The organism is Deltaproteobacteria bacterium, assembly GCA_021159305.1.
Classification (GTDB): domain Bacteria; phylum Campylobacterota_A; class Desulfurellia; order JAGGSF01; family JAGGSF01; genus JAGGSF01.
Window position 1 is genome coordinate 1 of record JAGGSB010000014.1, and the last position, 11,068, is coordinate 11,068.

Genomic DNA, 11,068 nt, shown 5'->3' on the forward strand with positions numbered 1-11,068 from the left:
TGAAGGGTGTTCACTTTTAATCTTTAAACAGTTCACTTTTAAAATTTAGCTAACAGTTCTTTATTTTGAATTAATATTGTTTATGGTTTTTAGATATGTTTTAACGAATATCTATGATATTCGCAAGCAACTCATTCCATGAATTATCTTGGCAAACACATTTGGTGTTTGTCTTGCAATTGAAGATAGGTTGTGTTAATTTTCTGGAAAAACTGAGACAGGGGTTAAAAAAATGCATACCTATAGAGTAATAGCTTTAATTCTTTATGAAAAAGGCGATCAAATGGCTACCACGAATGTAATAAGAGCAAAGGATAAGAATCAAGCAAGAGAAAAAATAAGAAAGAGGTATATGAAAAATCCAGGAGTAGGAGAGGTAGTTGTCAATATAGAGACAGATGTCATACAATTAGACTGATTTGTTTGTCTTAAAATTCCATTTAATATTACTTGACATTTATTAGAAGTTTAGATATATTTAGGAAGTAAGTTTAGTAAGGGGAGGTGAGAAAGGTATGATAGTGTATCCAAAGGCTTTTAGGGAGAAAGTAAGAACGGAGCAAAAGGAGGTGCAGAGGGAAGAAGAGAGTAGAGAAAAGGTAGAGATTTGGAAGAAATTCGTCGCCGAGGATTGGAATTTGGCAGTTGCAAATTATAATATTACGAGTTGGATGGATCATTTTAAGAAAATTCCTGCCTCGTTGGATCGGCTTGCTGAGTTGGTGCCACAACTTGAGAAAGAAGGGACAGTAGATGTTTTTGAGATGGAATTGAGAACATCATTGGATTACGTAAGAAAAAGCTTGGATATGATGACAACAGCAAGGGACAAAATTGATGATATCTTGCAAGCTTTGTGGAAGAAAAAAACGGATTTTAATAATGTGGGATCTTAACTTTGTTTCTGGCTATATTGTTGGCGGAGAGGAATTTACTTTAGAAGAGCTGAAAGCAAAGGTAGAACCTCTGGGTGACATTGTTGGTTTAGGCGAAAGAGGTTTTCGTCTCATTCCTCATAATAGGTTATATCCTACTACATATTTTAATCCTGGCTGCTCTATCGATTTCGTCATAAAGAATTTATATTATACGGATGTGATGGATTTTATAGAAGAGCTGACTGATGTTATAGGATTGCCCATTGAGCATAGTGGTTTTCCTATAGCACATGGTGAAGATCAGGGGGAAGGAGAGAAAGAAAAATTAGAAAAATTTTTTGAAGCGTATGGAGGGAAATATGGCAAAGCAAAACAAAGTGATAAGTCTTAAAGATGCTACAAAGAAATATGTGAAACCCAGAAGGGCATGGTGCGTAGGGGGTTTTGGTTATACGAGAACGAATGCATCCGTGGCCAGGGAAGCGATTCGTCAGGATATTCCTGATTTGTACTTACAGACAAATGCCGGCGCTACACCTATTATGATGCTGTCAGGAGCCAATCAAGTGGCATGGATAGAAGCTACATATTTGGGATTGGAGACTATTCAGCCCGTTTCTTATGATATTAGAAAGGGTTTGGAAGACGGAAACATTGAAGGGATGATGGATCATACAAACTATTCATGGGCATTGAGAACTCAAGCTGGTTATTTTGGTCATCAATTTGCCACTGGCATGACAGAGTTAGGTTCTGACCTATTGGAATATGATTTGTTCGGTGAGGCAGGCCTAAGAGGAAAGAATCCGGATGGTACCTGGATTCATCCTGATATTCCTCCCAAAAGGCATGCAATTGTAAAAGACCCATTTGATGGTTGGGGATTGAGACCGCATCAGTATGATCCTAACAACAAATTTACACCCGGCGATGAACCCGACACTACCTATAATAAGACTACGGGTGAAGAAGATGGTATTTTCTATGAGAAGTTGAGAAAGAAAGTCAATAAATATACGGGAGAAAAAGGTGTGATTGCAATTCTCTATCCACCTGCTATCCCATTTTTGACAACAACGCAGGCGCAGAGAGTGGGAGTAGAGGGAACGGCACGTATTGAAGGACTTTTAGTCCCCGATGTAGAGCAGTCTATCTCTGCAAAGTATCTGGTGATGTGCGCGGAGCAGGTTGTTCCAGAGGCAGAGTTGAGATATCGTCCTCAGGAAAACCAGATTCCCTGCTTGATGACAGATGCTATAGTTGAAGCTCCATGGCAGTGTTATCCTACAGGAACTACTTATCTATATGACTATGATTGGGCCTGGTGGATGTTCTATATTCAAGCGAACCGTGCTGCCGCAGGAGGTATTGAAGGGAAACAGGCGTTGAGAGACTACTGGAAAGCCGCAGTGGGCAAGGATGAATGGGATTTCTTGAGTAACAAAGTAGGAACAGATTACTTTAAATGGGGAAAGATTGAAGCTAAATATGAATGCCCCAGCAAAGCCACAGGTTTCCAGCGTTTATATGAATTGAGAGCAGATGCTGAATACGGCTACAAACCAGACCTGTATAGACCATTGTAAAACTGTTAAAAAAAAAAGAGAGGTGTGAATTATGGCTGAAGAAGTATTTAAGTCAAGCATAACAGATAAGGAATATGAGGCATATTGTAAGGAAATGAATCTTGTTCCGGATGCATTTGGAACAATTGAGCTTCTGTGCATTGCCGGATCGAAGGAGATGCCAGAGGGTGCATCTTTGTTTGTGGGAACAGGGTTACCTGTCTTAGCCGTTATGGAGGCCCAACTTACGGTAAATCCCACTGCAATTATCATTATGGAAGCAGGAATGTTAGATCCCAAGTTTGAGCACATTCCTGTCTCTGTTGCCGACATTCGTGGTTGTTACATGGCATCTACGGCGCTGTCTATGACCGTTTCATTTGGTATGTATGAGCAGAGAGGATATGTTACTGGTGGTGTTTTAGGTGGAGCGGAGTATGACGAATATGGAAATATCAATGCTACTGCAATCTGGGATGGGAAACCCAGGACATATTGGCCTTCTTTGATTACGAAGGGAATGACTTCAAACGAAGAGAGGAGAAAGTTTTTGAAGGAAGGTCCAAATGTAAGATTTACCGGTTCTGGCGGTTCTAATCCTATTGGCCAGCAGTCTGATTTTACGCTTGCTATTATGGTTCAGGAAAAGAGAAGGTTTCCCTATAATTGTTGTTATCGCACTACAATGGCTGCAGCCAGAGGTCCAGAGGGTGAAACCAGATGGGACTATGGTGTACCCAGAGGCGGAAAAGGAGTTATGGCATCCGACTTGTGCATAATGGAGAACTATCCAGACGAAGGCAAATATGATATGAGGCTAAGGTCTGTTCATCCCGGATGCAGTCTGAAAGATGTGATTGATAATGTAACTTGGGAGTTAAAAGATAGAAGCGGCAAAATATTAAAGCCCACTGATGAGATGCCTTTTACTCCTACTCCTACTATAGATGAGTTGAAGGAATTGAGAATGAAGGTGGATCCAACGAGAATTTACCTCTCCAGAAAGACAGTAAGAGAAGTGGCGCAGGAAAAGGAAACGGGCAAACCTGTTCTTGTCAAGGTAGCCACTTAGTTAAGAAATAAGACTTGGGGGTGATGTGCACATCACCCCCAAGGTGGTTTGGGGAGATAAAATGAAGTGTAAATTTTGCGGCAGAGAAATGAGGAAAGTGGTAACGCCTTTCAAAAGACCGGTTAAGGGGGAATATTTAAAGGTAAAGGATGTTGAGGTTTATAGATGTCCGGGTTGTGGTGCAACTTATTTCCCCAGAGAAACGATACAGTGGTGTGGGAAGAAAACAGGCGAAAGATTAGTTGAAGTAGCCAAAGAAAGAGGATATGTCAAAGATTTCGAAAGAGAAGTTGCAGAACGAAAAAAAGTAGACTTAGAAAATGCAATCAGAAGAGGAGACATTAAGAAAAGAAAAAATGTACCGTTTAAAGTTTTCACCTAATAAGCATTTTTTATCCAGTTAATTCCTTCATTTTCTAAAAAAGAGATAATATCAAATCTCATAGCTGTGTTTTCTGTGTTTAAGCGCATTTTTTGTAAAAAAAGCAGGGCAACATTTTTTATCTTTTTTTGTTTTTTTTGGTTCACTGCTTCTTGAGGTAAACCAAAGTCCTCGTTTTTTCTTCCCTTCACTTCGACAAATATCCATTCTTCTTTATCTTTAGCAATGATATCTATTTCTCCAAAGCACGTATAAAAATTGCATGTAACAATTTTTAACCCGTTTTTTTTCAGAAACGAGGCAGCTTTTTTCTCTACTTCCTTTCCCCATTTTCTATTATCTCTTTTCTTTAATGCGGGCAGCCTTTCCCCTCCTTTCCCTCAAATAATAAAGGCGAGACCTTCTTACCTTACCTCTTTTTGCTATTTCTATCTTTTCTATAGATGGACTGTATAGGGGGAATATTCTTTCTACTCCTATACCGTAAGACATTTTTCTTACGGTAAGAGTTTTATTCAGGCCCGATCCTCTGTTTCTGATCACGGTACCGGTAAATATTTGTATTCTTTCTTTTTCTCCTTCTTTTATCTTTGTGTGTATTTTCACCGTATCTCCCGACCTTATCTCGGGCAATTCCTTCCCTTGCTTTTCAATGTATGACTTTTCAAATTCATATGTACTTTTCATTTTTTTCTCCTTTTAGCCATTTTCATTCTCCATTCCCTTATTTTCTCATGATTCCCGGAAAGTAGTATGTCCGGCACCCTCATTCCTCTAAATTCGTAAGGTCTGGTATATTGTGGGTATTCTATCCAGTCTTCATTGAAAAAGGTTTCTTCTTCTAAAGATTTTGGATTTTCTATAACATTTGGTATAAGCCTGGTGACTGTGTCTGTTATCACCATTGCTGCTATTTCTCCTCCGCTTAAAATATACCTTCCTATAGACAATTCCATATCGGCCAAATATCTTATTCTTTCATCAAATCCTTCATATCTACCGCAGATCAAGGCAATATTTTCTTTTTTAACCAGATTTTTCGCTATCTCCTGATGAAATATCTCTCCCTGAGGTGTAAGTATTATGGTATATATATCTTTTACTTTTTCTTTTACAAAATCCATCGCCCGATAAACGGGTTCGGGTTTTAATACCATGCCACATCCGCCACCGTATGGATAATCATCGGCTTGTCTATGTTTTGTTAGTGTAAAATCTCTTATATCTACCAATTCTACTTCCACCAACTCTTTCTCCTGGGCTCTTTTTATAATGCTTTCTGAAAACGGAGACTGAAACATATTGGGGAATATGGATAATATAAAAAATTTCATCTATACTCCCCTTTTTTACTATTATTCCAGTATTTCTAACAGAGCTTTTTTGCCTATCTTTGTTGATGCGGCGCTGAGTATAGTTCTCATTGCTTGTGCTGTTCTTCCTTGTTTTCCTATAACCTTTCCTAAATCGTTATGATTTACTCTCAATTCAATCACCGTTGTTTTTTCACCTTCCATTTGAGAAACTTCTACTTCGTCCGGGTTATCTACAAGGAACTTAGCGATATTAGCAATTAAGTTTTTCATCGAGCTACCTCCATTTACAACGACTTTAAAACAGATTTCAGTATGCTTTTTGTTCCTTCACTTATCCGTGCACCTTTTTTAATCCATGCATCCAGTTTTTCTTTGTTCAATTTTACTTTTTCAGCACCATCCAAGAATGGATCATATGTACCAATAGCATCTATCGTTTTTCCATCCCTCGGGGCTTTTTTATCTGCCACTACAATCCTATAAGCGGGTTTTTTCTTTTTGCCCCCTCTTTTTAACCTGATCACAACACTCACATCTTACTCCTCTTATCAAAACGTTTTTGGATAGGAACCTAAGTTCTGCATCATCTGCATTGCTTTTCTTTTATTCAATCCTTTCATCATGTGTGATAATTCATTAAATTGTTTGAGCAACCTGTTTACATCAGGCACCCTTGTTCCACTGCCTTTTGCTATACGCCTTTTTCTTGAGGCATTTATAATGCGAAAATTTTTTCTTTCTTCCTTTGTCATAGATAGTATAACAGCTTCTATACATTTTGTCTCTTTGTCCATTTCTTCCATATTGCCCAATTTAATCTTACTCAATCCCGGGATGAGCTTTAGCGTGCCGGCTAATGATCCCATTTTTTTCACTTTTCTTATTTGCTCTAAAAAATCATCAAGTGTAAATTGTCGGGTCTTTAATTTTTTGATGATATCCGTATCTTTTGTTTCTGCTTGTTTAACCTTTTCTACTAAGGTGAGCATGTCACCCATGCCCAGTATGCGAGAAGCAATCCTGTCCGGATGAAACAATTCGATATCTTCTACTTTTTCTCCTGTTCCTATAAATTTAATGGGACTTCCTGTCACGCTTTTGATGGAGAGCACCGCTCCTCCTCGCGCATCACCATCTATCTTTGTAAAGATAACACCGGAAAGATTTAATCTCTTATTAAATTCTGAAGCAATGTTTACCGCTTCCTGACCCATCATCGCATCGGCAACGAACAATATTTCTTTAGGGGATGTAATCTTTTTTATCTCTTCCAACTCTTGCATTAAATCTTCTTCTATATGTAGTCTTCCTGCAGTATCCAGTATTATTACATCTTTTCCCGCTTGTTTGGCAAATTTTAAGCAAGCTTTTGCTGTGTCTACCGCCGATGAGCCGTCATTTTCAAATACAACTGTACTCACCCTTTTTGCCATAATGGATAGTTGTTGTTTTGCTGCTGGCCTGTAAGGATCACAGGATACAAGAATAGGATTCCTTCCCTTAGTGCGAAGAAAACGAGCCAATTTTGCAGTTGTAGTTGTTTTGCCTGAGCCTTGAAGTCCAACCATCATAATGACGAAAGGAGGATTCCCCGAGAAATTCAATGCTTCGTTCTTTTCCCCTAAAATATGGACCATCTCTTCATACACGATGCTGCTGATGACTTCCCCTGGAGAGAGACTCTTTTCTATCTCTTTATCTATTGCTTTTTCTCTTATTTTATTTACGAAGGACTTTGTTACTTTATAGTGAACATCTGCTTCTAATAGGGAGAGTTTTATTTCCCGCAGTACACCATCTAATTCCTGTGCAGTAAGCCTTCCTCTCCCTCTAACTTTTCTTATGGTATTGTTTATTCTATCACTTAAATTACTAAACATAATCCCCTACAATGAGAAATTATACTATGTAAATTGGATGTGTTTGTCAAGGAATTGGTAGCGGGGGCAGGATTTGAACCTACGACCTCCGGGTTATGGGCCCGACGAGCTACCAGACTGCTCCACCCCGCAACAAACACGCTATAAAATAGTAAAGTTTATGTGAAAAGTCAAGAACCTGTTGACACAAAAAATCGCATATAATAAACTCCACTCATGGATACAAACCTTTTGCTGTTTATAAACCATTTGCGCAGTCCTCTATTGGATGAGTTTTTTTTGTTTATTACAAACAAATACAATCTTGTCTTCATTGTTATTCCACTCATAATTGCACTGCTTTTAAAGTTTAAAAGATATGCTTTCTGGATTATTCTGGCCATGGTCATTGCCGCCATTGTATCCAATACACTCTGTTCTTATGTTCTGAAGCCATTTTTCGGCAGAGTCAGACCTTGTATGCTGAATATTCCAGATTTTCATCCTTTACTTCATATCGGCTCTTATTCATTCCCCAGTAATCATGCGGCAAATATATTTACATTCGCTACCGTTTTATATTCATTCTGGAAAAGGTCTGCCTATTTTTTTTATCCCTTAGCATTTTTAGTCAGTATAGGAAGAGTATACGAAGGCGTTCATTTCCCCGCAGATGTTTTAGCTGGTGCAATCTTTGGTATTATAATTGCTTTAATTATTTCCTTTTTATTTAAAAAAATATGGAACGAAGATACATCTATTTAAGCTGGCTTGTAATTTTACTCTTTTCGTTGTTCCGACTGTTATATATTCTCTCATGCTCGATAGATCTCTCCCCCGACGAGGCACAATATTGGAACTGGTCCAGACATTCAAGTATCAGTTATTACACAAAAGGTCCTCTCATAGCTTATTTTCTCAAAATAACAACTGCTGTATTTGGAAACAATGTGTTAGGCGTAAGAAGTTTGGCTCTTATTATTTCCACCATATCTTACATAGCAGTTTTCTATTTTACAAAAAAGATTTTTGATACAAAAATCGCATTCATCGCTGTTGTTGTAGGTGAATTTCTACCCATTTCAAATGCCGGTGCGATAATCAGCCATGTAGATGCACCATTGCTCTTGTTGTGGACATTTTCTTTCATCTATGCCTACAAAATGGAAAATAAAAAAACTGTTTCCTGGATCTTTTTGGGTGTTCTCATTGGATTAGGTTTTCTTGCAAAATACTCTATGTATCTGTTTGTATTCTCTCTTGTTTTATATCTCCTATTCACAAAAAAGGGCAAAATAATTGTCTCTAACCGATTTATACTTATGCTTTTGGCAATAATTATTGTCTCCATGCCCGTATTTATATGGTCATTTGAACACAACTTTGCAAACTTTTCTCATCTTTTCCATTTAACAAAGATAGGAGAAGGTAAGTGGTTGTCGTTTTCTTCTTTGGGTGACTACATCGGCGGACAGGCAGGAGTATTAAGTCCTGTATTCTTTATTGTATATATTATCTCTATGTTCTTTTGCTTAAAGAAAAAACTGTATTATCTATTTTTCTTCTCATTTCCTGTCTTTTTACTATTCTTGATAGTTTCTGTTCATACCTCGGTTTACGCCAACTGGCCAGGATGCTCATATGTAGCAGGTATTATCGCTGCCGCTTTATATCTGAAAAACAAAAAGAAATTGCTTATTTTATGTATAGTTGTTGCTTTCTTATTTAATTTCTTTGCCTATGGAAATAATTTTCTATATATATTCTTAAAAAATCCCAAACAAAACCCAGCCAATAGACTAAAAGGGTGGAGTGAGCTTGCTCATGAAGTAGATAATATAAGAAGAAAATATCCTCAAAGTTTTGTCATCAGCGATAACTATAAAATTTCCAGTGAAATGGCGTTTTACTTAAAAGATCAACCTCAAACCTTTGTCTTTTCGCCGGATAAGATCACACAATACACATTCTGGGAAAAACATCCAGAAGGGAAATTAGCAATATTCATCACCTACGATGATGATAAAGTGCCAGGAAATTTTGAAAAAACATGCACAGAAGAAAAAACTGTAAATATAATAAAAATGAATAAAACAATAAGAACATTCACAATCTGGTCTTGTAAAGTTGACAAAAAGCGATTTGTCCTATAAAAAATGGTTTATTAAGATTATAGGAGGATGAAAGTGGAAAGGACTAAATTCATCTTAGATGAAAATGAGATGCCCACATCCTGGTATAACATACAAGCAGACCTGCCAGAACCATTACCACCTGTTCTGCATCCCGCTACAGGAAAACCTGTCACTGCCGATGATCTAAAAGCCATTTTCCCCATGGAGTTGATCAAGCAAGAAGTAAGTCTTGAAAGGTGGATTGAAATTCCGGACGAGGTGCAGGAAATCTATAGGCTGTGGAGACCTACAACACTATTCCGCGCACATAGATTAGAGAAAGCCTTAGATACACCGGCTAAGATTTTCTACAAATATGAGGGAATGAGCCCTCCTGGCAGCCATAAACCCAATACTGCCGTAGCTCAAGCTTACTATAATAAGAAAGAAGGTATCAAGCGCATCTCTACAGAAACAGGAGCCGGACAGTGGGGAAGTGCTCTATCCTTCGCCGGAGCTTGTTTCGGTATAGAAATAAAGGTTTATATGGTTAGGGCGAGCTACGACCAAAAACCCTATCGTCGGGTTATGATGGAAACCTGGGGAGGAAAATGCGTTCCCAGCCCCAGCCCAGACACTAAAGTAGGACGAGCTATATTAGAAAAAGACCCGAATTGTACGGGTAGTTTAGGCATTGCTATAAGTGAAGCAACTGAAGATGCTATATCCCGTGATGATACTCATTATTCTCTGGGCAGTGTGCTCAATCATGTCCTGCTGCACCAGACAATCATTGGACAGGAAACAAAGAAGCAAATGGAAATGGCAAATACATATCCTGATATTATTGTAGGCTGTATTGGCGGCGGTTCAAATTTTGCGGGTATGTTTCTACCTTTTGTAAAGGATAAAATTGAGGGTAAAAAACCGAACCTGCGCATTATTAATGTAGAACCTGCAAGCTGCCCTACATTAACCAAAGGTCCCTATGCCTATGATTTTGGCGATTCGGCAGGATTAACACCTCTGCTTAAGATGTACACCCTGGGACATGATTTTATCCCGCCCCCAGTTCATGCTGGCGGTCTTAGATATCACGGAATGGCTCCTATTATATGTCATTTATATAATTTAGGCTTGGTTGAAGCGCAAAGTGTACACCAACTCGCCACCTTTGAAGCAGGGATAAAATTTGCTCGTACTGAAGGTATCATCAGTGCTCCAGAGCCCAATCATGCCATTAAAGTAGTAATTGACGAGGCTTTAAAATGCAAAGAATCCGGAGAGAAAAAGACTATACTGTTAGCTCATAGCGGACATGGACATGTAGATATGGCAGCTTATGATGCTTATTTATCTGGCAAACTAACAGATTACGCTTATCCAGAACAAGGCATAAAGGAAGCATTGAAGAATTTACCCAAGCTATAGAAGGAACAATATCGTTAATTTCATAGATGTTTTGCTGCTTCTCAAGTTTGAAATCATGAAAACTTGGGTGGGTTTGAAAATAAAACCCACCCAAGGCTAAAGTAATCTTTAATTCCCATATAGTTGCATAAAGTCTCCTTTGGAAGAAATCAAGAGAATGATCTCTCGGTATCAAGAAATTTGGGAGATTGATTTCTTTTATTTTTCCCAGGAAGTACAAGAAAGACCTTATTATCCTTATGTAATTTTATGGGTAGAACACCATTCCGGTTTTATATTAAACCACCCCCGCAGCAAGCTGCGGAGAATTAGACCCAAAGAGAAATTAAACTAAGAAGAATCAAAATTTGCTTGACAAAAATATTTAATTTTTGCAAGCAAGAGAGTAAAACTTGCTGTTAGCTAAATTTTAAAAGTGAACTGTTTAAAGATTAAAAGTGAACACCCTTCA

The 11,068-nt window shown here is 38.2% G+C and carries 15 protein-coding genes and 1 tRNA gene; 9 read left to right on the forward strand and 7 right to left on the reverse strand.

What is annotated here, in order from left to right; genetic code table 11:
* The first annotated feature begins 232 nt into the window (after positions 1 to 232).
* From J7J10_01055 to J7J10_01080, 6 genes are all read left to right on the forward strand, one after another.
* Entirely contained in the window at positions 233 to 418 is a 186-nt protein-coding gene (locus tag J7J10_01055) for a hypothetical protein (GenBank protein ID MCD6129533.1), read from the forward strand.
* A gap of 97 nt (positions 419 to 515) precedes the next feature.
* Positions 516 to 896 (forward strand): hypothetical protein, encoded by a 381-nt coding sequence (locus J7J10_01060; GenBank protein ID MCD6129534.1) that lies wholly within the window; start codon positions 516 to 518, stop codon positions 894 to 896.
* On the forward strand, positions 883 to 1,269 hold the full coding sequence (locus J7J10_01065; protein ID MCD6129535.1) for a hypothetical protein: 387 nt from the start codon (positions 883 to 885) through the stop codon (positions 1,267 to 1,269). The genes J7J10_01060 and J7J10_01065 overlap by 14 nt, the downstream gene beginning before the upstream one ends.
* Positions 1,238 to 2,464 carry a hypothetical protein gene (locus tag J7J10_01070; GenBank protein ID MCD6129536.1) on the forward strand — a complete coding sequence of 409 codons (1,227 nt, stop codon included), beginning with the start codon at positions 1,238 to 1,240 and terminating at the stop codon, positions 2,462 to 2,464. The genes J7J10_01065 and J7J10_01070 overlap by 32 nt, the downstream gene beginning before the upstream one ends.
* 31 nt (positions 2,465 to 2,495) lie before the next feature.
* A complete protein-coding gene (locus tag J7J10_01075) occupies positions 2,496 to 3,515 on the forward strand; it encodes a hypothetical protein (GenBank protein MCD6129537.1) in 1,020 nt (339 codons plus the stop codon).
* Between the two features lie 61 nt (positions 3,516 to 3,576).
* The gene (locus tag J7J10_01080; GenBank protein ID MCD6129538.1) at positions 3,577 to 3,897 is read left to right on the forward strand and encodes a YgiT-type zinc finger protein; all 321 of its coding nucleotides are present in this window, start codon (positions 3,577 to 3,579) and stop codon (positions 3,895 to 3,897) included.
* Here J7J10_01080 and J7J10_01085 read toward each other — a convergent pair.
* The 7 genes from J7J10_01085 to J7J10_01115 all read right to left on the reverse strand — a co-directional run bounded on the left by J7J10_01085 (position 3,894) and on the right by J7J10_01115 (position 7,225).
* Positions 3,894 to 4,259, reverse strand: coding sequence for a YraN family protein (locus J7J10_01085; protein ID MCD6129539.1), 366 nt, complete (start codon positions 4,257 to 4,259; stop codon positions 3,894 to 3,896). The genes J7J10_01080 and J7J10_01085 overlap by 4 nt on opposite strands.
* Positions 4,234 to 4,584, reverse strand: a complete 351-nt coding sequence (gene rplS, locus J7J10_01090) for a 50S ribosomal protein L19 (protein MCD6129540.1) — start codon at positions 4,582 to 4,584, stop codon at positions 4,234 to 4,236. Before rplS ends, J7J10_01085 begins: the two co-directional genes overlap by 26 nt.
* Positions 4,581 to 5,231, reverse strand: coding sequence for a tRNA (guanosine(37)-N1)-methyltransferase TrmD (trmD, locus tag J7J10_01095; GenBank protein MCD6129541.1), 651 nt, complete (start codon positions 5,229 to 5,231; stop codon positions 4,581 to 4,583). The genes rplS and trmD overlap by 4 nt, the downstream gene beginning before the upstream one ends.
* Positions 5,232 to 5,252: 21 nt before the next feature.
* Positions 5,253 to 5,483 (reverse strand): KH domain-containing protein, encoded by a 231-nt coding sequence (locus tag J7J10_01100; GenBank protein MCD6129542.1) that lies wholly within the window; start codon positions 5,481 to 5,483, stop codon positions 5,253 to 5,255.
* A gap of 14 nt (positions 5,484 to 5,497) precedes the next feature.
* On the reverse strand, positions 5,498 to 5,746 hold the full coding sequence (gene rpsP, locus J7J10_01105) for a 30S ribosomal protein S16 (GenBank protein MCD6129543.1): 249 nt from the start codon (positions 5,744 to 5,746) through the stop codon (positions 5,498 to 5,500).
* Positions 5,747 to 5,761: 15 nt separating this feature from the next.
* Positions 5,762 to 7,096: a signal recognition particle protein gene (gene ffh, locus J7J10_01110; protein ID MCD6129544.1), complete on the reverse strand. Its 1,335-nt coding sequence runs from the start codon at positions 7,094 to 7,096 to the stop codon at positions 5,762 to 5,764.
* A gap of 52 nt (positions 7,097 to 7,148) precedes the next feature.
* Positions 7,149 to 7,225: transfer RNA gene (locus J7J10_01115), tRNA-Met, on the reverse strand.
* A gap of 84 nt (positions 7,226 to 7,309) precedes the next feature.
* Here J7J10_01115 and J7J10_01120 point away from each other — a divergent pair.
* The 3 genes from J7J10_01120 to J7J10_01130 are packed head-to-tail and all read left to right on the forward strand — an operon-like array spanning position 7,310 to position 10,617.
* The gene (locus tag J7J10_01120; protein MCD6129545.1) at positions 7,310 to 7,837 is read left to right on the forward strand and encodes a phosphatase PAP2 family protein; all 528 of its coding nucleotides are present in this window, start codon (positions 7,310 to 7,312) and stop codon (positions 7,835 to 7,837) included.
* Complete coding sequence (locus J7J10_01125; GenBank protein MCD6129546.1) at positions 7,813 to 9,225, forward strand: glycosyltransferase family 39 protein; 1,413 nt, start codon at positions 7,813 to 7,815, stop codon at positions 9,223 to 9,225. Before J7J10_01120 ends, J7J10_01125 begins: the two co-directional genes overlap by 25 nt.
* Before the next feature lie 33 nt (positions 9,226 to 9,258).
* Positions 9,259 to 10,617 (forward strand): TrpB-like pyridoxal phosphate-dependent enzyme, encoded by a 1,359-nt coding sequence (locus tag J7J10_01130; protein MCD6129547.1) that lies wholly within the window; start codon positions 9,259 to 9,261, stop codon positions 10,615 to 10,617.
* The last annotated feature ends 451 nt before the right edge of the window (positions 10,618 to 11,068 follow it).